14 protein-coding genes and 7 pseudogenes are annotated in these 21,230 nt (G+C 53.5%); 10 read left to right on the forward strand and 11 right to left on the reverse strand.

Going from position 1 to position 21,230, the window contains the following annotated elements:
- Nucleotides 1–544 precede the first annotated feature (544 nt).
- A pseudogene (locus tag JMJ04_RS49350) lies at nucleotides 545–1,195 on the forward strand (reverse transcriptase/maturase family protein); the annotation flags it as partial.
- 498 nt (nucleotides 1,196–1,693) lie between these two features.
- Here the strand turns inward: JMJ04_RS49350 and JMJ04_RS47745 are convergent.
- Nucleotides 1,694–2,836 (reverse strand): annotated as a pseudogene (locus JMJ04_RS47745) (recombinase family protein); the annotation flags it as partial.
- Nucleotides 2,837–3,194: 358 nt separating this feature from the next.
- Nucleotides 3,195–3,902 (reverse strand): annotated as a pseudogene (locus JMJ04_RS44165) (reverse transcriptase N-terminal domain-containing protein); the annotation flags it as partial.
- 1,163 nt (nucleotides 3,903–5,065) lie between these two features.
- On the opposite strand from JMJ04_RS44165, the gene JMJ04_RS44170 reads away from it, so the two are divergent.
- Nucleotides 5,066–5,947, forward strand: a complete 882-nt coding sequence (locus tag JMJ04_RS44170; protein WP_201376734.1) for an IS110 family transposase — start codon at nucleotides 5,066–5,068, stop codon at nucleotides 5,945–5,947.
- A 110-nt stretch (nucleotides 5,948–6,057) separates the two neighbouring features.
- Here the strand turns inward: JMJ04_RS44170 and JMJ04_RS44175 are convergent, their stop codons facing one another.
- The 3 genes from JMJ04_RS44175 to JMJ04_RS44185 all read right to left on the reverse strand — a co-directional run bounded on the left by JMJ04_RS44175 (nucleotide 6,058) and on the right by JMJ04_RS44185 (nucleotide 8,530).
- Nucleotides 6,058–6,483, reverse strand: coding sequence for a nitroreductase family deazaflavin-dependent oxidoreductase (locus JMJ04_RS44175; protein ID WP_201376735.1), 426 nt, complete (start codon nucleotides 6,481–6,483; stop codon nucleotides 6,058–6,060).
- 107 nt (nucleotides 6,484–6,590) lie between these two features.
- Nucleotides 6,591–7,487: an oxidoreductase gene (locus JMJ04_RS44180; RefSeq protein ID WP_201376736.1), complete on the reverse strand. Its 897-nt coding sequence runs from the start codon at nucleotides 7,485–7,487 to the stop codon at nucleotides 6,591–6,593.
- Nucleotides 7,488–7,612: 125 nt separating this feature from the next.
- Nucleotides 7,613–8,530, reverse strand: coding sequence for an SDR family oxidoreductase (locus tag JMJ04_RS44185; protein ID WP_201376737.1), 918 nt, complete (start codon nucleotides 8,528–8,530; stop codon nucleotides 7,613–7,615).
- A 187-nt stretch (nucleotides 8,531–8,717) separates the two neighbouring features.
- Here JMJ04_RS44185 and JMJ04_RS44190 point away from each other — a divergent pair, with 187 nt between their 5' ends.
- Nucleotides 8,718–9,347: a TetR/AcrR family transcriptional regulator gene (locus JMJ04_RS44190; protein WP_201376738.1), complete on the forward strand. Its 630-nt coding sequence runs from the start codon at nucleotides 8,718–8,720 to the stop codon at nucleotides 9,345–9,347.
- A gap of 450 nt (nucleotides 9,348–9,797) precedes the next feature.
- Here JMJ04_RS44190 and JMJ04_RS44195 read toward each other — a convergent pair whose 3' ends face one another.
- The 3 genes from JMJ04_RS44195 to JMJ04_RS44205 all read right to left on the reverse strand — a co-directional run bounded on the left by JMJ04_RS44195 (nucleotide 9,798) and on the right by JMJ04_RS44205 (nucleotide 11,835).
- Complete coding sequence (locus JMJ04_RS44195; RefSeq protein ID WP_201376739.1) at nucleotides 9,798–10,208, reverse strand: phosphatase PAP2 family protein; 411 nt, start codon at nucleotides 10,206–10,208, stop codon at nucleotides 9,798–9,800.
- A gap of 232 nt (nucleotides 10,209–10,440) precedes the next feature.
- Nucleotides 10,441–11,409: an NADP-dependent oxidoreductase gene (locus JMJ04_RS44200; protein ID WP_201376740.1), complete on the reverse strand. Its 969-nt coding sequence runs from the start codon at nucleotides 11,407–11,409 to the stop codon at nucleotides 10,441–10,443.
- A 60-nt stretch (nucleotides 11,410–11,469) separates the two neighbouring features.
- Nucleotides 11,470–11,835 (reverse strand): antibiotic biosynthesis monooxygenase family protein, encoded by a 366-nt coding sequence (locus JMJ04_RS44205; protein ID WP_201376741.1) that lies wholly within the window; start codon nucleotides 11,833–11,835, stop codon nucleotides 11,470–11,472.
- 255 nt (nucleotides 11,836–12,090) lie between these two features.
- Here JMJ04_RS44205 and JMJ04_RS44210 point away from each other — a divergent pair.
- Nucleotides 12,091–12,806: pseudogene (locus JMJ04_RS44210) on the forward strand (IS6 family transposase).
- A gap of 286 nt (nucleotides 12,807–13,092) precedes the next feature.
- Here JMJ04_RS44210 and JMJ04_RS44215 read toward each other — a convergent pair.
- Nucleotides 13,093–14,636, reverse strand: a pseudogene (locus tag JMJ04_RS44215) (DNA-3-methyladenine glycosylase 2 family protein).
- Between the two features lie 275 nt (nucleotides 14,637–14,911).
- Between JMJ04_RS44215 and JMJ04_RS44225 the strand changes: the two are divergent.
- Complete coding sequence (locus JMJ04_RS44225) at nucleotides 14,912–16,168, forward strand: MFS transporter (RefSeq protein ID WP_201376743.1); 1,257 nt, start codon at nucleotides 14,912–14,914, stop codon at nucleotides 16,166–16,168.
- 166 nt (nucleotides 16,169–16,334) lie between these two features.
- Here the strand turns inward: JMJ04_RS44225 and JMJ04_RS47755 are convergent, their stop codons facing one another.
- The gene (locus JMJ04_RS47755) at nucleotides 16,335–16,511 is read right to left on the reverse strand and encodes a hypothetical protein (protein WP_236039150.1); all 177 of its coding nucleotides are present in this window, start codon (nucleotides 16,509–16,511) and stop codon (nucleotides 16,335–16,337) included.
- On the opposite strand from JMJ04_RS47755, the gene JMJ04_RS49355 reads away from it, so the two are divergent.
- The 5 genes and pseudogenes from JMJ04_RS49355 to JMJ04_RS44250 form a co-directional block, all read left to right on the forward strand.
- A complete protein-coding gene (locus JMJ04_RS49355; protein WP_420799602.1) occupies nucleotides 16,452–16,781 on the forward strand; it encodes a hypothetical protein in 330 nt (109 codons plus the stop codon). The genes JMJ04_RS47755 and JMJ04_RS49355 overlap by 60 nt on opposite strands.
- A pseudogene (locus tag JMJ04_RS44235) lies at nucleotides 16,675–17,392 on the forward strand (IS6 family transposase). Before JMJ04_RS49355 ends, JMJ04_RS44235 begins: the two are co-directional and overlap by 107 nt.
- Nucleotides 17,393–17,554: 162 nt before the next feature.
- Nucleotides 17,555–19,411, forward strand: a complete 1,857-nt coding sequence (locus tag JMJ04_RS44240) for a glycoside hydrolase family 15 protein (RefSeq protein WP_201376745.1) — start codon at nucleotides 17,555–17,557, stop codon at nucleotides 19,409–19,411.
- The gene (locus tag JMJ04_RS49360) at nucleotides 19,393–19,719 is read left to right on the forward strand and encodes a tetratricopeptide repeat protein (RefSeq protein WP_420799599.1); all 327 of its coding nucleotides are present in this window, start codon (nucleotides 19,393–19,395) and stop codon (nucleotides 19,717–19,719) included. Before JMJ04_RS44240 ends, JMJ04_RS49360 begins: the two co-directional genes overlap by 19 nt.
- A 115-nt stretch (nucleotides 19,720–19,834) precedes the next feature.
- Nucleotides 19,835–20,164: pseudogene (locus JMJ04_RS44250) on the forward strand (ISL3 family transposase); the annotation flags it as partial.
- A 65-nt stretch (nucleotides 20,165–20,229) separates the two neighbouring features.
- Here JMJ04_RS44250 and JMJ04_RS44255 read toward each other — a convergent pair.
- A complete protein-coding gene (locus JMJ04_RS44255; protein ID WP_201376747.1) occupies nucleotides 20,230–21,048 on the reverse strand; it encodes an IS6 family transposase in 819 nt (272 codons plus the stop codon).
- Nucleotides 21,049–21,230 lie beyond the last annotated feature (182 nt).

Raw genomic sequence — 21,230 nt, forward strand, 5'->3', positions numbered from 1 at the left:
GTCCTTGAGTTGACAATACATTGGGCAGATACTCACGTGCGCCATGTCACGTAACACGCTATTCCCGCAACGGGTCGGCATTGGAGAGAAATGCCGGAGGTCACGGGACTGACCTTGAGCCGAAAGGCAACGGGGACCATAGCATGTCCTGAAAGCGGAGGGAAGTGGAAACACTCGACGTTCCGCAAGACCTGTCAGTATGGTGAAGGCTAGACTGCTTCCCATCCCAGATACCAGCGGTCCAATCGGCGACCAACCAGCAATGGTTTCAGAATGCGCTTGCGATGTGATGGATGTCATAAGCACTCTCCCATTCTAGAGCGTTGAGTAGTGAACTCAATAAAGGTATCGAACGGGACACCTAACCTGACTACACGTAGTGTGCGAACGGAACATGGGATGACCTAAAAACCGCGAGGTTCACGGTCACAGAGTCTTCATACTAGTCGCAGGAGTCACGACCTGCCGGGAAGGTTGGGAAAGCCAACCATAGGGCGAAGGAAGACAGGAAATACTGAGTCCCACGAGAAACGAGATATGCGAAATGCAAGATGCCAGGGTTTACTTGGAACTCGTTCGGGAACGTGGTCAAAAGGGATTGCCGTTAGAGCGCGTCTATCGTCAACCCTTTAACCGTGAGTTGTACCTCATCGCCTACGGAAAACTCTACCGCAACGATGGTGCGACAACCAAAGGCTTAACGGAAGAAACCGTTGACGGCATGAGTCTGACAAAAATCGATGCCATCATCGCAGTGCTGCGAATGGAACGCTATCGATGGACTCCTGTCCGGCGAGTCTACATCGAGAAGAAACACTCGACGAAGAAACGCGCCCTCGGACTGCCCACCTGGAGCGATAAACTGCTCCAGGAGGTCATCAGGCTGATCCTGGACAGCTACTTTGATGTCCAGTTTAGCGATCACTCTCACGGTTTTCGTCCACAACGAGGATGTCATACCGCGTTACAGGAAATCTATGAAACCTGGGCAGGAACGACGTGGTTCCTGGAAGGCGATATTTCCGCATGCTTCGACAGTTTGTCGCATGATATTGTGCTTGAAACGCTCGCAGAACATATCCACGATGGTCGGTTTCTCCAACTCATACGCGGATTGCTCAAAGCTGGATATTTGGAAGATTGGACCTGGAAACGCACGCTCAGCGGAGCACCGCAAGGTTCGATCATCACGCCCCCTACAATGTTGCAAACTTTGAGAATCTTTTTCTGAGGGAAGCTGTGGTGCTTGAGGAGGAGGGTTCACCCGGAATATCATCCTTACCTGTTCCTGATCGATCTCAACGCGCTTGACGAGTGCCCGAATGATCTCCCGACGCGTCTGCCAATCAGCATCACGCAGCCCAGTTTTCATCCGTGCAGCAAACTCGTCCAGACGACCCAGGATGAGCGTCAGTTCGTGCTCCAGGCTGGCTTCATCTTTGATCTGTTGGGCTTGCTCTTCGATTTGCTTTAAACGTTCTCGCATACGTGCAATCCTGGGTTCAAACTCCCCTTTGTCGATCAGTCCGTCGGCATAGCTGTCAATCAACCTGGCGATCCCTTGGCGCAGTCGCCCCATACATGCTTCAAGATGACTCAACTCATTTGGTGTTTTTTCTTGCTGGACGAGGCGTCGCCGATATTCCTGTTCGAGCCGCTCTGGATGTTCCAGGAGTCGACAGACTTCCTCCCAAACGGCTTCATCAGCCAGATCGGTGCGCAGTTGCTTGTTCCAGCAAAGCCGCACTCCACCAAAGCGATAGGCATCAGCGCCGATGCAGCGGTAATAGGTGTAGGAACGCTCATGATATTTGCGTCCGCTCGGACTAATCCCTTTGCCGTAGTAAGCATACCCACAACAGGCACAGACAATCAAGCCCTGCAACAGATACTTGGCACCTCGCTGAGGAACACGAGCCCGCTCGCGGTTTTCTTGCAATTGTTCGGCTACCGCATCAAACAGCGCAGCATCGACCAGAGCAGGTACAGGAATGCTCATCCACTGATCGGAGGGAAGATCGCGATGGGAGTAAGCGTGCTTGGGTTGCAAACTACTTCCCCGTTGCGCTCTCAGGCGAGGTCGCAGTGGCTCAATCACCGTTTTGCCAAAGGCCGCCTCGCCCTTGTAGGCCGGATTGTGGAGCATACCGCCAATGGTTGCACGGTCCCAAGTTGTTTTGCCGGTTCGGGTCCTCTCCTTGTCTGCTTCCAGACGGCGGCGAACCTCTCCAATGGAGCAGCGATCTCGCCCGACCCACTCGAAGACCTGGTGCACTACGCGGGCCTCTTCCCATACGATCTCAAAGTGAGCCTCGCCATCCCCCTCTTGTTTGGTGACATAGCGATATCCGTAAGGGGCTCCTCCAAGTACACTGATCTTCCCGACTTGCGCCCCATGTCGCTTGCCTCGCCGACTCCGCTCTAAAATCTTCTCTCGCTCATACTCGGCGATCATCCCCTGAACTTGGAGGAGGAGCTGATCTTCCAGTGTCTGTCCCACTTCACGATTGAGGAAAATCACCTCGACTCCTGAGCGCCCGAATTCTTCTAGCAAGAGGACCTGGTGCGCGTAGTTGCGTGCGAGCCGATCAGGGCAATGCATATAGACCTGATCAATGTCCCCAGCAGCTGCGACATCACGCAAACGTTCCAGCGCTGGGCGAATAAGGGTCGCCCCACTGTAACCATTGTCCACAAACTCCAGTTCTGCAGGCAGAGCCACTCCAGTTGCCGCGATACGGGTTCGCAGATCAGCCACCTGGCTTTCAATCGTTCGCGCTTCATTCTGTTGTTCGGAGGAGACACGGGCGTACAAGGCCACTTGGGTCGGCTTCATTGGGCATTCCTTTCTGTAGAGGCTGCTCTGGTTGGCTCGTAGGGGAAGTTGCGTTCAGGCGGCGGCGCACGGTTGGGATGAGACAAGCATAGGCGTCTTGAAGACATTGCTGAGCGAGACGGCTGGGTTCAAACATGGCATGAACCTCTACTACAGGGGACTTCTTGCACAGAGATCGCGAGGGCTTGGGTGACTTGTCCATTGCGTGTTCCAGCATCCAGCGGGAGTACGCCTTCGCCAGACATCTGACACCGTAAGGGTGCGCCTTTAAAACCATCTCCATAGGCTGCGCAAAGGCGGTGATGCGGGATTTCCTCCTGGTACTCGAACTCTACCACTTTTTTTGCCACATTGTAGGAGGCGTGCAGACCCCTCCTTGCGGGGTTCCTTCTTTAGTCGGGAACCAGGCTCCATTTTCGATAACCCCCGCTTTGAGCCAGGTCTTGACGACTCGTCGCAGGAGTGGGAAGGTCTGGAGTTTTGCCAGGAGGGCAGAGTGATTGATGCGATCAAAACATTTTTCGATGTCCGCATCCAACACATATTTGGGCTTCTGGTTAATGTTGATGTAAATGGCGTCAATCGCATCCTGGCAGGAACGTCCTGGTCGAAAGCCATAGCTGTTCGGCTCAAATTTGGCCTCCCATTCAGGCTCAAGGGCCAGTTTGAGCAGCATTTGAGCTGCCCGGTTGAACAGCGTTGGAATGCCTAGTCCACGCTTTTCCGTTGGCGCATTGGGTTTGGGAATCCACACCCTTCGCACTGGTTGCGTTTTGAGATCCACCCGCAGGTTCTGGATAAGATGCATTCGTTGTTGAGGGGACAAGGATTTGATCCCATCAATTCCGGCGGTTTTCTTACCCTGATTATCCTGGGTGACCCGTCGCACAGCAAGACATTTGGCGGACCAGGAGCTGATCAAAAGTCGTTGAAGCTTGTGTACAAGGACATGGTCATTCTTTTGTGAAGCTTGATAGATGCGCTTTTGGAGCTTGAATACCGACCGTTCGATGGTACGCCACGGCAAAGTATTCCATTCATACATCGGGTGTTGTTCCGTGTTCATAACATGTGTACTCCTACTTGTACCTCTATCATCCAAACGCTCGTCCACACGTCAGCCTATCTGAGGTATTACCCTCAGCCTTTGCTTCTTGTGGAATCCCTCCAGCCATTCCATGCGGTTGACACCTTCTCAATCAAAGTTGAGAGGAGATGGCTGGTTCTCTCGTTCCTGAGAATCGTTTTGTGTCGCGGTAGGCTGGTCCTCTGCACCGGGTTTTGTGGGGGTGAACCCTGGTCATCAGATCGTATGCCAGGCCCCTATCCTTTCCCATTTTGGGCAAGCTGATAACCCACGTAAGCTTGGTAGTGATAACGATGCCTCACCGGATCTTCACTTGCGCTAGCCATGACGACCTGCTCCCAAGTGTGGTTCAGGTGGGTTCTGAATGGACTCGGTTCTTCTCCCGCTTCAGGGATTGATGGTCAGTCGCTACCCTGGGGAAAATGCATTTCTCAGTTCACACGAGGTTGGGAATTGCGCCCAACGTCGATTCTCAAGTTGTAAAGGATGTTCTCCTTCCTCTCATCTCCAGGTGATTTCACCTGTTTCGAGGAAACGATTCGCACGGTCTGGCTCACTTTTGGTGGAAAAGCACAGCAAAAGATCACTGCAGAAGCCACCCAAGCTCTTTCTTTTCAATTGTTGATGAGCTTTCCCACCGAAAATGAACAAGAGCCATTTTTGAGGTGAAACATAGGAAATTAGCGTGAAACATAGGAATCGGTCAGGAAGACAATGATGAAGCCGCTTTCCATCTGGATTCATTTATCGCCATTTTGTAAATTGGAGCCGCATTCGGGTCGAAAAAGGTGCTACTCGTTCATCACTGCCCAGATCATTTCGCGTCTAGTCCATCGCGGTTCTGTTGACGTCGAGCGCGTTTTGCGCCGCTTGTGAGGTTTGAATTGCAGGATGCCCTTGTGTGGTGTGAGTGAGCTGGTGCTGGTACTGGTAAATGACTTGAAATGTAGTCACTTTTTGCCTCAAACATGCACAAGTGCCCTAAATTGTGAGCAGCACAGCCATTGGCCGTCTGAGAACCCTTTGAGGATGCCCAGGCTGACCTTTTGGATGTAACTGGGCAGGGCGCATTCGCGGCTCCTGGCCTCCCTCACCCACCCAATGTTTGTGCAACCACATTCATACAGTGAAGGAACTGTTTTATGGCCAGGAGGTCTTCTACACGTCCAGATCTCGCTGCCGTCCCGTTGCTTCCTCATGAGACCCTTTACGTAGGGATTGATGTCGGGAAGTTTCGGCACGTCGCGGGTTTCCTCTCACGTACGTTACTCAAGCGTCATGAGCGGTTTGAGGGTTGTCCAACCTTTGCTTTTGACCAATCGCGAGAGGGATTCCAGGCCCTTGTCGATCGTCTTCGCGAGCTGGTCCCTATCGAGCAAGTAACTGTACTTCTGGAGCACACGGGCCATTACCATCGCTTGCTCGAACAGTATCTGCTCGAACTGGATATCACGGTGTACCGCATCCATGTGCAGGAGCGCCCCAAAGGCATGGTTAAGACGGATAAACGAGATGCGCTAGGCCTGGCAAATCGGCTCTACACGCAACTGGAACTGGGTGCCCAGGTTGAGGATAAAATGCAGCTCGTGCGTCGGGCTCTCCCGCCCACGAAAGCCGCCTCTCAACTCAGAGGATTGATCCAGCACCGCTATGAACTCTCGCATCAATCAACCCAGTTGAGAAACAAGTTAACCGCCATTTGTGACGAGTTGTTCCCTGAACTGGTTCAGATTTTCCACGATCCCAACCGCGAAACAGCTCTCGCTTTTCGAGAAAAGTTCCCGACTCCTCATGCCATTGCGACAGCCAGCCTGCCTGGGAAATCCCCTCCCCATCTGACTTTTCCATCGACATCTTGTACATTCCTCTGGAACTCCCGGATAGCAAGAGCGTTTTGTCGTCTCATCCTCAGTTCCATGCCGGGTGGTGCGGCTGCGACGCATGGTTTCTTGGGAGGAGAAAAAGAAAGGCTCATGTTCGTTCTCTTCTGGGGCTTCCTTGCCAGTTGTAGCCCGTGTGGCTGAGGCGACCAAATGAAGGGGAGTTTCTCCCTCATCATGACTCATGGCAGGCCCTTTCCACGGTATGGAAAGCCGTGTGGAAGGGCCCTTACTTTCTCTGTTGTGCGCTCCCTTTACTTTTTGCGTTCCAGCAGAACAACGGGGACCTGGCGTGTGATCGTCGCGGCAAGTTTAGCGAGAGCCGGTATCTTCTGTACCTGGATGCGCCCGAGTCGCTCCCCCTCCTCGCTATCGACGACGATGGCTCTAGCCTCGAACTTCTCAGTGCCAAGCTCGACAGTCACATCGGGGTGTGCGACCAGATTGTGATACCAGGCAGGATTGGTTGGCGCGCCCCTGTTTCCGGCGAACACGTAGATGCGACCGCCTTCGGACAAGTATACCAGTGGGCGGGTACGAGGTTCGCCACTTTTTGCCCCCGTCGTCGTCAGTAGTAGTAAGGGAGCGTTAGTGAATTGACCACCAACGTTGCCCCCGCTGGCACGGAACTTTTCGATGATCTGGCGATCCCAGTCATTCAAGTCATGTATCTCAGTCATGCGCATCCTCCTTGCGATAGCATTGTATACGTATCCTGGGCCTCCCTTATGAGAGGTGAATATACCAGTCTTTTGACTCGTGTTTTCGGCATCGGCCCGCTACAGGGTCAGATCCGCTCAGGGACAGGCTGGAGTGGGTAGCGGGTCCCGGTGAGTTGCTCGGAAACAGCCCAGAGGCGATGTGCCAGATTGGCGTCCTGCGCGGTGGCAGAGCGTCCGATGAGCTGCGGAGCGCCGCGCATGTGTGCGAAATGGCGGGGCCCGGCGAAGCTGTTGCCAGGGATGTCGACGACAGCGGCGTACAGGGTAGGCAGCGCGCCCATATCGGCGTCCTGCGCCAGCAACCGGATCATGATCGCGGACAGACCGGACGGGCGGCGGCCAGCATGGTTGTAGATGTTCGTTGCGACGAAGCCGGGATGCGCCGCGGTCGCCCGCACTCCCGACCCTGCGGCGTTCAGCCGACGCTGCAGCTCCGCAGTGAACAGCAGGTTCGCCAGTTTCGATTGCGCGTAAGCGCCAAATGATCGGTAAGGTTTGCGCTCCCAGTTGAGGTCGTCAAAGTCGATGCGACCGGACCGCTCAGCCTGCGAGGCAACGGTCACGACCCGTCCGGTGATGTGCTCAAGGAGCAGGTTCGTCAGGGCGAAGTGACCGAGATGGTTGGTGCCGAACTGCATCTCGAATCCATCGGCGGTGCGGGAAAGCTCCGGTCCCCCCACGCCCGCGTTGTTGATTAGCAACTCGATCCCGCCATCCCAACCGGCGGCGAACGCTCGCACGGAGTCCAGGCTGGCGAGGTCGAGTTCGCGGACCTCGGTCACGCCAGTTGTGATAGCCGCAGCCGCCTTGCCCTTTTCGATATTGCGCACCGCGAACACAACGCGTGCGCCGGCCCCTGCCAGCGCACGTGCCGTAGCTAGCCCGATGCCGCTGCTGGCGCCGGTCACGATCACCGTTTTGCCGGTCATGTCAGGAATGTCAGCGACACTGAAAGTACTCATAAGAAATTCCTCCAGTAGATGTAGAGTAGGGAGTTCGATGGTATGATCACCCCATGTTTTGTCTACCGTAACAAGTTGTTACGGTAGACAAAACATGGGGTGATCATACCCAACCAGCCTGGACATCATCTCTCGTGATGGAAGTAGTGCCCTTCTTCGAGGTCCTGGATCAGCGTGGGGTGTACTGGCTGCCACCCCAGCAGCTCGCGGGTCAGCGCGCTCGACGTTACGTTGTCCGTTGAGGAGAAGAGTCCGAGCCAGCTGAAGTGCTTGCCCGCATCCTCAGGAGAGATGGAGACCACCGGGACATCGAGATGCCGACCGATCACCTCGGCGATGGTGCGAATCGGCACACCCTCCTCCGCGACCCTGTGCAGCATTGATCCCGCCGGGGCCTTCTCCAAAGCCAGGCGGAACAGGCGAGCGGCATCGAGCTGGTGTACAGCGGGCCAGCGGTTAGACCCGTCGCCGACGTAGCCGGAGACGCCCTTCTCTCGGGCGATAGAGACCAGGACCTCCGCGAAGCCACCTCTTCTTTTGTCGTGAACCGACGGAGACAGTCGCACGACCGATGAGCGCACGCCGCGCTCAGCCAGCGCGAGCACCGCATTCTCCGACGCGACCCTGGGCCTGGACGCGACCGACCCGGCGTCGGCCACGTCCTTCTCTGTCCCGAGATGCCCCTGCGGGAGGAAGAACGCGAGCATCAATGTTCCCGAGGTGATCACGAACGGCTTGCCGGAGCCTTCGAGCGCTGCTCCGATTGTCTGGACGGCGCGTAGATCCGTTCGCGCGGAGCCCTCGTAGTCCGAGAAGTTGTGGACAAACCCGAGGTGGATGACGCCGTCGGACGAGGCCGCTCCGCTGCGCAGGCTGTCAAGATCATCGAGGGAACCGCGATGCACCTCCGCACTGGCAGAGGCGATTTTTGCAGCGGCAGCATCGGAACGAGCCAGGCCGAGGACCTGGTGCCCTGACTCGATCAAATCGCGGACGACGGCGGAGCCGATGAATCCTGACGCGCCAGTAACGAAAACTTTCATGAGAAATTCCTCCAGTAAATGTAAAGTAGGAGGTTCGATGGTGTAGCCACCCCCATGTTCTGATCTTTCATGGCGACAAGTTGATGCCTTCGCAACAACTTGTTACAATAGACAGTGTAGTCTGGACGGCACCACGGGGCAAGCATCAATGCTTATCTTTTGTTACTTATGCAACACGGAGGGAAAAATGTCGCACGAAGAACAGACCGACTTACGTATCCAGCGCACCCATAAATTCTTGCAAGAAGCGATGATTGAACTGATTACCGAGAAAGGGTTCGATGCCATCACGGTGGGCGACATTGCTGAACGGGCTATGATCAACCGAGCTACGTTCTACCGCCATTATCAGGATAAGTACGATCTGGTAGTCAAGATCTTTGAAGAAGCAGCCAATCACCTGGTGGAGGATATGAAACCCCTCCACAAAGACATTGATCCTGGTGAAAAGGAGGAGAATCTAGTAGGGATCTGGAGCCAGTTATTTGAGCATGTCGCTGAACATGCCAGGCTGTACCGAGCGATGTTGGGGAAAAACGGCAGTCCGTGGTTTGCAGCCAGGATGCGTGAGCACACCATCAAGCTCATGCTTGAGAAGGAGAGACGGTGGAAACACCAGGTGGAACCCAGTCAGCCGATTTATCCAGCCACGCCCCCTGAGCTGCCTATCATGCAACTTTCACATGTTCTGGTTGGCACTATCGTCTGGTGGTTGGAGAGCGAAAAGCGCTACACGCCCAGACAAATGGCAACCTGGTTTTACCGCTTTGCGTTTTATGGCTATCTCTTTGCACGCGGGTATGAGGTTTCTCCTTGAGGGAGCATTTCTTCCTTCTGTATCCGAATTTACAAGTATGTCGCACTGACATACGCTTCTCAGGCGGGTTCTCAGACGGCTAATGGCTGTGCTGCTCACAATTCAGGGCACTTGTGCATGTTTGAGGGCAAAAAGTAACCATATTTCAAGTCATTTACCAGGTACAATCGGGGCATTCAACCAGGGAAACGCCACTGTCCAGAAACTGCTGGAGATCAATGGGAACCACTTCACAGAAGGCGCATTTCGGCTAAAATACCTCTCAAGGCTCATTCAACGTGTCCATTTTGGAGTGAAACCTCAAAGAAAATGGAAGATGGGAAATCCATGACTCTTGCCGACCTTTCGATAGCTCAATCGTCGTCCATCACTCAATCGGAGCGTGGAATCGGGAGCGGGGGACATACGTGAAGGAGACATGGTCTTTCCTTTCCTATACTCTATTTCCATTCAAGAGAAAGGCATCCTGACTTTCAGACCACGAGGGGGAGCCTGGATGAAGCGAGAGAGTCTCCTCGCAATCTCCGTGACGCCAATGACGGTAACGAGCCAGATGCCGCTGGCAAGAAACCCGGCCACAATATCGCTGGGATAATGTGCCCCCAAGTAGATCCGCGAGAGACCAATACCTCCCACGAGCAAGAGCATCACCACGACGACGATGATTCGCAGCCAGGGAAAACGGCGCAATAGATGAAAAAGGAAATAGGCCATCATCCCGTAGAAAACGAGACTCATCATGGCATGACCACTTGGAAAACTATAGCCATCTTCCTGTACCAATGCCCAGGCAACCGTTGGACGTGGGCGATGAAAGACCAATTTTGCCACCTGATTGAGAACCACAGCTTGACTTCTCATTCTCCCTCCAATTGACAAGATGTCGCTGAGAAAAGTCTGACGAGGAGCGGCTTTTCCAGGAAAATGTGTCCCAGTGCTCACATGGGAGGGCAAGTGCTTACGTCGGAGGGCAAAACCTGCCCGCTTCGGACGTCATTTACCAGCAGAGGCAAGCTATCACAGCGCTTTCCTGCTTTATACCTCCCCTGCTTTGGGCCCCTGCGGCTGAGAAAGATGGAAGCTGTCCGGCAGGTTAGTCGGCAATATGCAGCACAATGCGCCCACGCCCATGACCACTCTGGCTCAACTCATGAGCCAGGCTCGCCTCTTGCAAAGAGAAGGTTCGCGCAAGAGTTGGTTTGACGTGTCCCTCACCAATCAACTGAGCAATCGTTCGCAAGAGGCCGCTGGTAGGAATTGTCGCGTTTTGCTTTGCGTGAATGCCACGCTCCTGCGCCACGTCTTGCGCTGGCTGTTCAAGGAGAGTAACCAGCCTTCCACCAGGTTTGACCACTTGCATGGAACGCATCTGGGTCTCTCCTCCTATCGTGTCCAGGACCAGATCCACGTCATGCACCACCTGCTCAAATGGGGTTGAGGTATAATCAATCACGGTTTCTGCACCGAGAGCATGCACAAAGTCCATATTGGCTTTTGAGGTCGTGCCGATCACCTGTGCGCCTTTCCATCTGGCGAACTGAACCGCGAAGGAGCCAACACCACCGGCGGCTCCCTGGATCAGGACGCGTTGACCCGCTTGCAAGGCTCCATCCTCAAAGAGCGCAGTCCAGGCAATCGTGGCTCCGCCTGAGATTGTGGCTGCTTCATCAAAACTGAGCTCCTCTGGCTTGAGGGCTAACAGGCTGAACGTTTCCGGTTGAAGGGCTGGGGGCTCCACTTCAGTCGTAGTATACTCAGCGTAGGTCCCATGCGTGCTTCGACCAAAGACCGCCTGTCCGATCTGGAAGCTGGTCACACCAGGGCCAATCTCTTCTATTACGCCAGCCACAGCAGAGCCGGGGATAGAAGGAAAGATGGCTGGGCGAAAAGCTTGAAAGAAGCCCTGACGGAATTTCCACTCTGCTGGCAAGACGCCTGCTGCATGCACTCGAATAAGCACCTCACCCACCTGTGGTTCTGGACAGGGAATCTGCTCCAGTTTAAGTTGTTCTGGACCTCCGTACTGATGGACACGTATAGCCTGAATCATCTGTTTTGGCATGAATGTAACCCTCTTTTCTCTCTCTGATGAACATGTTCCGTCTCCTGTGTAGGCTCAGGCTCAAACATGTGGCCCGGTATATTCGGAGACAATGTGGTAATAGGCTGGATGAGAGGGGAAAGATAAGAGCGGCTTCCCCTGGCTAGGCGACCGGACTACTGCTTCATAGTGCGCTACTGATGCCCACTCAGCAACCACGATGAAGCGAAAGCTCGCCTTGGAATCGGGGCGCTCCCGAAGTCTGGCGGAAATGCCCGGTACGCGCAGCAAGTGTTCTTCAACTTCCGAGTCTGCCTCGTACAGTCGGACGGAGAGAAGGCCCTCCGCATATCTCAGGCGCTCTACCACTTCAGGCCACTCCTTGCGAAATACTTCTTCTTGACCTTCTGGTATCTCAAATGCATTGATGAACGTGAAAGCTTGCATCGTCTTGGGTTCCTTTCTTTATAAGAACGGCTTCTTTCCATCGCCGCTTCAGTATAGGGGAGCGCGTGTTTTGTCGTCACTGTCCAGAGGGAGGAAGGATTCCTGTACAAAAGGTCAGAATCCGCGTGAGGAGCGCCAAAAGAACGTGCAACGTATTCACACGACAATCGGTGGGATCGTTCTTAACCCCATGGATACAATTTTTAGGTATTGTCAACTTGATAGAGTAGCTGAACACTGTGCTAAAATAGCTTCATGAAAACGAACCCCATTGCTCCCAATTACCAGGGATTCCGTTTCCCACCTGAAATCATCAGCCATGCGGTATGGCTCTATTTTCGCTTTTCGCTTCGTTTTCGTGATGTCGAGGAACTGCTTGCCCAGCGCGGGATTGTCGTCACCTATGAAACGATACGTCAGTGGTGCCTGAAATTTGGGCAAACGTACGCCAATGCATTGCGACATTGCCATTCTCGTTGTGGCGACAAGTGGCATTTGGACGAGGCGTTTCTCACGATTCGTGGCAAAAGACACTATTTGCGGCGAGCAGTGGATCAAAACGGAAATGTACTGGATATCCTGGTGCAGAGCCGACGCAACAAAAGGCGGCCAAACGATTCTTTCGTAAGCTGCTCAAGGGGCTACTCTATGTTCCACGCGTGATCATCACCGATAAACTGAAGAGCTATGGCGCAGCAAAACGCGAGATCTTGCCAAGCGTGGAGCATCGGCAGCACAAAGGACTGAACAATCGAGCGGAGAACTCCCACCAACCCACTCGACTGCGGGAAAAGAAGATGCGGCGCTTCAAATCGTCCAAACACGCCCAACGCTTTCTCTCCGCCTTTGGTCCCATTGCTGGGCATTTCCAGCCGCGACGCCACCGTTTGCGTGCCGGAGAATATCGTACCCTGTTACAGGACCGATTCCAGCAATGGAATGAGGTGACTGGGGTGAAACTGGCCGCATAATCCCAGAGACATTCCCACCTTCCCCGCACTGCAACGCCCCACTTCGTTCTAACTCATCAATATATTTTATCCCTGCGAATAAGTTGACAATATCTTCCGGAGGAATTTGAAGAAAAATGGATCAAAGAAAGGGAGGAAGAGGCTTGCCTTTCGTTGAAGCGGGTAAGAACAGAAAGGGGGCAACACATACAAAGGCGAGAGCGGCACACTACGGTTTGAATGAGCTAACCCCTGGCGGGTAACGGTCGCCTTCCTCTCTGTTGTGCAAATCAGCACCATTATGAGACTAAGAGTCTCCTGGCAGAGCATCTGCAACAAGGGGAAAAGAGGAAGACTGGCATTGTTGCGCAGCTCGCTCGTCTGATTGAAAAGGTGGAAGGTTCGCCCACAAATGGTGAAGTGCATACGCACGCCATGGGCGCCATGCCTCAGCGTGTCTCTTGAGGGTACGTGTATCTACAGGTAGCCCGTGATGTGCGAATGCACGTTGGAGACCGAGATCGCCAGGTGGATACGCATCCGGGTCGCCCAGGGTTTGCATGGCAATGGAGGAGACTGTCCATGGCTCCATCCCCGGAAGACGCAGCAGCCGGGTCACGGTTTGCTCGCGGTCCGCGTCTCGGGATAGGACCAACTTCTCCTCAACGACCTCACGAGCAAGTGCTTGCAGAGCATTCGCCAACTTTCCGGGGAGACCGATCTCTTGCAAGTTGGCTGCTGACACAAGTTGTGGAGATGGAAAGAAGTATGAGAGCGTTCCAACTGGCTTGTCTAGAGGTACCCCAAGCCCCCTTACCAGCCACCTTGACACGGTTTGGGCACTGACGACCGGCATCCACTGATCGATAATCGCACGGGCAGCAAGTTCAAATCCATCTATGGCTCCAGGAAGGCGCAATCCGGGACGAGCATTGACCAGCGGGGCCAGGAGAGAGTCCGTTCCTAACACCTCAGCGATCATCGCGGGGTCGGCATCTAGATCAAAGAACTGCCGACATCGCTGCACAAGCAGACTCAGATCGCTCAAATCAGAGAGTTGGAGGCGAAGCAAGACCACATTGGCTGCTTCTTTCGGCTCCAATTCAATGATCCCGTGGGATTGTGGAAGCACAATGGTTCGTCGGTAGCATCCGTTGGTGACTTCCTCGACTCCCGGCAGCGCCCTGCTCCCCAGATAGGCCAACAGGGTCGCGCTCTCAAAGGGGGGCGATACGACAAACGCAACGTGAGCTTTCCTTCGCCGCTCTGGGGAGGGAAAACCTTGCGACGAAAAGATGAGGGCGGACATCCAAACGCAGCCTGCATGGTCTCGTTAAATTGTCGGATACTGGAGAACCCGGCTGTAAAGGCTATGGTTGTCAGCGACAGATCGGTTTGATCTATCAACAGGCGTGCGGTCTGAGCGCGGCGGGTCCGCGCCAAAGCGAGCGGACCAACGCCTACTGTAGCCAGCAGTTCTCGATGCAAATGGCGCTCGCTCACCGCAAGGTGCCGTGCCAGTCCGGGAACGCCCTCCCCATCCACCACGCCCTCAGCGATCAGGTGCAACGCTCGTGCAACCAGGTCTGCCCGCAGGTTCCATTCGGGAGAGCCCGGACTGGCTTCAGGGTGACATCGACGACACGCTCGAAACCCGGCGGCCTCTGCCGCAGCTGCGCAGGAATAGAAGCGGACATGCTGGGCTGCGGGCATCGGTGCCGGGCAAATGGGCCGACAATAGATCCCAGTTGTGATCACTGCTACGAAAAACTGTCCATCAAAGCGAGTATCACGACTGCGCATAGCTTTATAACAGAGATCGAAGTCAGCGATGAGGTGTGGTGTTTCCATACTGGTATGGTACCCCAGGAGCAGTGAAGAAACTAGCACGTTTCGGACATGCTTGTGCGCAACCCATGGAGAAAGCAGGTGGTTTCTTCGTGCGCAAAAGTTACCCCTACTGAGATCTGGTCGAGAGGTGCGTTTGAAAAGTGAACATGGCTGAAAGTTGCCAGCTCTTCCTCAGTGTTCCATGTAAACTAAGGGGGCTGATCGGCTAATGGCCCTCCAGGAGAGCGGCTTGAGGCCACAGGATCACCAATAACACAATCTCTGGAGGTTCTTCTATGTCACGATGGCAAGTGGAAAACTATCGTACTCTTTTCCAAAACGAGTCTTTTAGCAGGTTTTGGTTTGGTTTTACCTTCTCGGCGGTTGGGGATGCTATGACCCGGATCGCACTGATCTGGTTTGTGTATCAATCAACTGACTCACCCCGGGCGATTGGCATATTGCTCCTCTGTTATACCGGCCCGGTAGTAGTTGGTGGATTATTTGCCGGGGCGCTTTTAGACCGCTTTGACCGGCGGATAGTCATGCTGACCGATAATGTGTTTCGAGGGGTTGTTGTTGCCTCAATTCCCGTTCTCTACTTCTCCGGTCATCTTGCCCTCTGGCACATCTACCTGGTTGCAGGTGTATACGGATGTTTCATGATGATCTCATTGGCCGGCGGACCTTCTCTCATTCCTGGCCTCGTCTCCCAGTCTCAATTAGCGACCGCGAATGCGTTGGAAACCCTGAGCTATACGTTAAGTGGCGTGATTGGCCCACCAGTCGCGGGCTTACTGATTGCCAGATTCGGCGCGCCTTCGGTGGTCGTGATTGATGCACTCTCCTACGTGGTCTTTGCTCTGGCCTTGACGAGAGTGAATGTCAAAGTCGAGCACAACACACGAGCGCAGGCGGCTGATGCAACCTACCGGTTCCGTGATGCCGTCTCCCTCCTGTTGCAAAACCAGGTGCTTCTCTCTACAACCCTGATGTTTATGTTGTTTAATGTAGGAGAAGGCTTTCTCTCGGTGTGGCTTCCGCTCTTTTCAGTTCAGACGATACAAGGTGGGCCTGACCTGTACGGCCTGTTACTGGGTGTGCTGGCAGGCGGTGAGGTCATTGGTTCCATTCTAGCAGGCAGTCTCGTGTTACCTCTCTCCCTGGGCCTGTTGATTTGCCTGGCACAAGTCCTCTCAGGCGTATCTCTCGTCCTCTTGCTTCTCTCACCAGGGATCGGAGGAACCATAGCTGGACTGACCTTTCTTGGTTTTTTCAGCGCACCACTCACCATCTGGGCACAGGCGCTGCGAATGCAGATTATTCCTGAGCGGCTACGCGGACGTACCTTCGCTCTCTTACGCACATTGATGCAAAGCACTGGTCCACTGGCTAGCGGAGGGGCCGGGGTGCTGTTTCCGGTTTTAGGGATACCAGCGATGATAGGCTTCTCGGCAGCCCTGGTAGGGCTTCCTGGCATGTTTGGGTCTGCCATCAAGCAGCTTCGTTCGCCAGCAAGACCATCCTTGGAGGCAGAGGAAGGAAAGCTCTGACCGTTCACGAGAGCGTTCTGGGGATCAACACATCCAAAGCTGAAAGTACCGTTTTTGGGTTTTGATATGCTGATCCCATAAACAGCGACTTCAAGGGAAACAAGTCTTGCTAACGCAGCAGCATACCACAAAAGAAGCCCTCAGAGGAGAGGGAATAGTCGTGCCGTTAGATCTGCCAGAAATGCATGTTCTCAAGCAAGAATGGCAGGAGAATGGGACCATTCGAGTCGAGGTAATCGCCACCACCGCCCAGGCAATCTGCCCACATTGCCAAAAAACGTGCGTGAAGATCCACGATACGCGAGCGAGAAAGAAGCGCGATGTGGCTCTGCGAGACCATCAAGTCGAATTGATCTTGTACAAAAGACGCTTCAGATGCTTCACCTGCCAGAAACATTTTACCGAGCTAGATACCGTTTGTGGGAAGAGACGAAGGGCGACGAAACGCTTGCGAGAGGGTATTGTCAACTTGGCGATAGAGCTGAACACTATGTTAGAATGCCTTTATGAAAACAAACCGTATTTCTCCCAATTACAAAGGTTTTCGTTTCCCGCCCGTCATTATCAGCCACGCAGTTTGGCTGTATTTTCGCTTCTCGCTCAGTTTCCGTGATGTTGAGGAACTTCTGGCACAGCGTGGGATCGTCGTGACCTATGAAACAGTTCGGCAGTGGTGCCTCACATTCGGCCAAACGTATGCCAATGAATTGCGGCGTCGCCGTCCTCGTTGTGGCGAGAAGTGGCAGATGGATGAGGTATTTCTCACAATCCGCAGAAAGAGACACTATTTATGGCGAGCCGTGGATCAGGATGGCAACGTGCTCGACATTCTGGTCCAGAGCCACCGCGATAAGAAAGCGGCGAAAAGATTTTTTCGCAAGCTGCTCAAAGGGCTCCAATATGTTCCGCGAGTCATCATCACTGATAAGCTGAAGAGTTATGGGGCGGCGAAACGCGAAATCCTGCCTGGGGTGGAGCACCGTCAGCACAAAGGGCTGAACAATCGAGCGGAGACCTCGCATCAACCCACACGACTGCGTGAAAAGAAGATGAGGCGGTTCACATCAGCCTGCACCGGCCCAACGCTTCCTCTCCACCTTCAGCCCTATTGCTGGGCATTTCCAGCTGCGACGCCACTATTTGCGTGCCGGAGAATATCGCCCCATGTTACGGGACCGATTCCAGGAATGCAATGAGGTGACCGGGGTGAAACTCGTCGCATAACCACAGAGACATCCCCACCTCTCCTCCCCTTTCAACGTCTCACTTTGTTATAGCTCATCAATATGTTTTATCCCAGCTAATAAGTTGACAATATCGTTAGCAGAGAGCATCGCCTGTCCTGTAACCTCCCCCGTATAAAAGGATCGAGAAAGGAATATAGCCATGAAATATGCTTCAAATCTTGAGGGAGATTACCTACCGATTGAAGATCATGCTATTATTGGCAACCTGCATACCGTCGCACTGGTTGGTATTGATGGAACTATAGACTGGTACTGCCTGCCGCGCTTTGACTCGCCAAGCATTTTCGGAGCGATTCTGGATGCTGATAAGGGGGGGATGTTCCGTCTCACGTCTGATTATGCAAATACTAAGTACCTCCAAATTTACCTGCCGGAAACGAACGTCGTACTGACACGCTTTATTAGCGATTACGGCGGAGGGGAACTGACAGACTTCATGCCTATCAAAAAGAAGCATGCAGACCAGTATCGACATAATCTTGTACGTTCTATTGCCGGTGCAGTCGGCACGTTGCCAATCAAATTGACCTGCCGACCCGCATTTAACTATGCAAGAGACCCACATCACGTTGAATTAGTTGCAGGGGGAGCGATTTTTCACAGCCACGAGTTCGACCTCTATTTGACCTCACCAGTTCCTCTCGAGAGGGACGAGAAAGGAGGAGTAACAGCCACCTTCACATTGCAAAGAGGAGAATCCGCTCATTTTCAACTCATTAGCGACCGCGAACTGGAGTATTTGCCTGGTCCACTCACGGAAGCAGCATACCAGGACCTGTTGTACGAAACGCTACACTACTGGTATCGCTGGCTTTCGAACTGCACCTACCAGGGACGCTGGCGCGAAATGGTACAGCGTTCGGCGCTGGTGCTGAAGCTGCTTACCTATGCACCAACTGGTGCGATTGTTGCCTCTCCGACCACCAGTTTGCCTGAAACACTTGGTGGAAGTCGCAACTGGGATTACCGCTATACCTGGCTACGAGACGCAGCGTTTACGCTTGACAGCTTGCTAAAACTGGGCTTTACAGAAGAGGGGGAGGCTTTCACTGGTTGGCTAAACGAACGCTGCCATGAGTTGAAGGAGAATGGAACGCCGCAACCGATGTATGGCATTACTGGAGAGCAGGATTTGAAGGAATCAACGCTCGATCATCTTGCAGGGTATCGAGGCAGCCGCCCAGTGCGCATTGGCAATGGAGCCTACACGCAAAAACAACTGGACATCTACGGTGAGTTGATGGATGCCATTTATATTTACAATAACTATGATGCGATCTCCTACAACCTGTGGCAAAACCTCTGCCGCTTGCTGAAGTGGCTCAGCAAGCACTGGAAAGAACCGGACAACGGTATCTGGGAAGTAAGAGGAGGAGAAAAACCATTTCTGCATTCACGCCTGATGTGTTGGGTTGCGTTTGACCGTGCTTTGCGTATAGCAAGAGACTGGGGGTGGCCCGCACCACTCTCCACCTGGGAACAAATCAGAGCAGAAAGCTATGAACAGATTATGCAAGAGGGCTGGAATGAGCAGAGAAACTGTTTCACGCAGTACTATGGCAGCGATGCAGTGGACGCAAGCGCTCTGTTACTGCTCTTAAAACACTTTACAGGGCCACATGAGCCACGAGTTGTGGCGACAATAGAGCGCATTAAGGAAGAGCTTACAGTCGGAACAACAACCGTACGGCGTTATGATCAGAAAACTGCAGCAGATGATGGCCTGGGGCGGAGTCCTGAAGGAGCATTCACCGCTTGTTGCTTTTGGATGATAGAAAACCTGGTGCGTATAAATAAATTGGAGGAGGCGCGCATGCGCCTGGAAAAGCTGTTATCAATGAGCAATCATGTGGGGTTGTATGCTGAAGAAATCAGTTCCGGCATAAATGCCGTGGGAAACTTCCCACAGGCTTTTTCTCATCTGGCACTGATTACAGCCTGCTATGCGCTGGACGAGACGTTGAATACGCGAAAAGGATGGTATTGGCGAGAGTAGACAATGCAACACTACCCATCGCTTTGGGAAACAAAGGAATCTCCTTGCTTCAGAGCGGACGATACGAAGAAGCAGTGAAGATGCTGGATCAAGCGCTTCTCCTTGATAGAACATCCAATGCAGTACACGATCGCTGGAGATACAAAGCGTTAGCGCTACAAATACTGGGGCAGCCTACAGAGGCACTCGCGTCGATAGACCGGGCATTAGAGCTTGATTCAAACAATGCTGAAGCTTGGCTGATCAAGAGTGAGACTCTTCCTGCTCTGGGGCGTCTCACGGAAGCCCTGGACGCTTGCGCCTCTTGACCGGATTTGGGGCATAGTGCTTGCTTGTTGAGAACGAAAATTTGATACGTAATGATATAGTCCTTTCCAGAAGAACCTACTAGAAGGGTGTTCCATCGCTGAATGTGAGGTTGTCATGGAAGAGACTTCATTGCTTTCCCTGCCAGAAGGCATGCTGCTTGATCACATCCAGATCACCGAGATCAGCTTAATCATCTCGGTGACCTCAACGCATCCTACATCGTGCTGCCCGCTCTGTTGTGAAGTGTCCTCGTCCATAAAGTGCCATTATCGCCGAAGCTTGCGTGATGCTTCTTGTGGAGGCCGCTGCGTCCAACTTTGTCTCACAGTTCGGAAATTCTACTGCCGCAATCCGCTCTGTGAGCAAAAGGTCTTTACCGAGCGCCTCCCGGCCTTTGTGGAACCCTGGGCACGAATGACAATCCGACTCTGCCAGCAGATCACTTGGATGTGTCAGAACTGAGAACACAGAAGATCACAAGGCGAGCTTCATCTTCAACCTGAATCTGTTTAGGCGACCAGCAACATGGTTTTCAAGGCATCTAATCGTTGGCAGAAGAGATGACGTTGGTCAGCGAGGGAAACATGTTGCTTTCTCGTGGTCCGAAACCGAAAGAACTGGCGTACCTCATCAAATGCCCTGCAGAAGCGAGAGGCTGATGTGAAGTTCCCAAATCCGCGCATTGGGTAATAGCGCTGTTTGATTCCACGATGATCTTGTTCCAGGTGGTTATTCAAGTAGGCATTCCAGCGATGCATGACCTCGCTGCCGAGCATCTCACGAATCGCACGTGGATAGGAGTCATGTCCATCGGTCGTTACCCGCTCCGGGGCGTGACCAACCGTTGCGAGAGCTTGGCGGAAGAACTGCTTTGCTGCCTCCATATCGCGTTTCTCACTCAGGCGTGAACCGACCACATTCCCATCACGATCGAGAGCGCGATAGAGATACCACCACTTTCCTCGCACTTTGATGTACGTTTCATCTACGTACCATGATGTCCCTATTTGTCCCCGCCGCCTGGTACGCAAGTGTTCTGCAAGCAAGGGAGCAAAACGAGCTTCCCAGTCTCGGATCGCCTCATGAGTGAAGACCCAACCGCGCTCGAGAAACATCTCAGCGAGATCCCGCAGACTCAGTGTATAGCGCAGCCGCCAGAGAATGACAAGCAGAACGAGATCGGTTGGATATTCCAAATAGTTGAAAGGCGTGTTGGTGCGCGCATTGAAGATATGGTGGCACCCTCGGCAACGGAATATCCGGTAGCCAAGTGGGGTTTTCCTGTTTTGTTCTCTTGTCGTTACAGACAGGCAGGACGGGCAGTTCATTGGGCACGCCTCCTCACAATGTTTCTGTGCTGATCAGTCTATCACACGCTAGTGGAACTTCGCTTAGAGTCCTGTTCTCAGTTCTGACGCATCCCTCCACCTGACTTCTTTTACCGGAATTTTGTAAATTGGAGGGAGAAAAAGAAAGGCTTGCGTGAGTTCTCGGAAAGCGGGTAGCACTG

Source organism: Ktedonobacter robiniae (assembly GCF_016587375.1).
Taxonomy (GTDB): domain Bacteria; phylum Chloroflexota; class Ktedonobacteria; order Ktedonobacterales; family Ktedonobacteraceae; genus Ktedonobacter; species Ktedonobacter robiniae.

What these genes read in the sequence shown, in the direction of transcription:
- JMJ04_RS44255 (WP_201376747.1), bottom strand. Translation starts at nt 21,048, where the DNA reads ATGAACTGCCCGTCCTGCCTGTCTGTAACGACAAGAGAACAAAACAGG.
- JMJ04_RS44190 (WP_201376738.1), top strand. Translation starts at nt 8,718, where the DNA reads ATGTCGCACGAAGAACAGACCGACTTACGTATCCAGCGCACCCATAAA.
- JMJ04_RS44195 (WP_201376739.1), bottom strand. Translation starts at nt 10,208, where the DNA reads ATGAGAAGTCAAGCTGTGGTTCTCAATCAGGTGGCAAAATTGGTCTTT.
- JMJ04_RS44200 (WP_201376740.1), bottom strand. Translation starts at nt 11,409, where the DNA reads ATGCCAAAACAGATGATTCAGGCTATACGTGTCCATCAGTACGGAGGT.
- JMJ04_RS44240 (WP_201376745.1), top strand. Translation starts at nt 17,555, where the DNA reads ATGAAATATGCTTCAAATCTTGAGGGAGATTACCTACCGATTGAAGAT.
- JMJ04_RS44180 (WP_201376736.1), bottom strand. Translation starts at nt 7,487, where the DNA reads ATGAGTACTTTCAGTGTCGCTGACATTCCTGACATGACCGGCAAAACG.
- JMJ04_RS44185 (WP_201376737.1), bottom strand. Translation starts at nt 8,530, where the DNA reads ATGAAAGTTTTCGTTACTGGCGCGTCAGGATTCATCGGCTCCGCCGTC.
- JMJ04_RS44225 (WP_201376743.1), top strand. Translation starts at nt 14,912, where the DNA reads ATGTCACGATGGCAAGTGGAAAACTATCGTACTCTTTTCCAAAACGAG.
- JMJ04_RS44205 (WP_201376741.1), bottom strand. Translation starts at nt 11,835, where the DNA reads ATGCAAGCTTTCACGTTCATCAATGCATTTGAGATACCAGAAGGTCAA.
- JMJ04_RS44175 (WP_201376735.1), bottom strand. Translation starts at nt 6,483, where the DNA reads ATGACTGAGATACATGACTTGAATGACTGGGATCGCCAGATCATCGAA.
- JMJ04_RS44170 (WP_201376734.1), top strand. Translation starts at nt 5,066, where the DNA reads ATGGCCAGGAGGTCTTCTACACGTCCAGATCTCGCTGCCGTCCCGTTG.
- JMJ04_RS49360 (WP_420799599.1), top strand. Translation starts at nt 19,393, where the DNA reads ATGGTATTGGCGAGAGTAGACAATGCAACACTACCCATCGCTTTGGGA.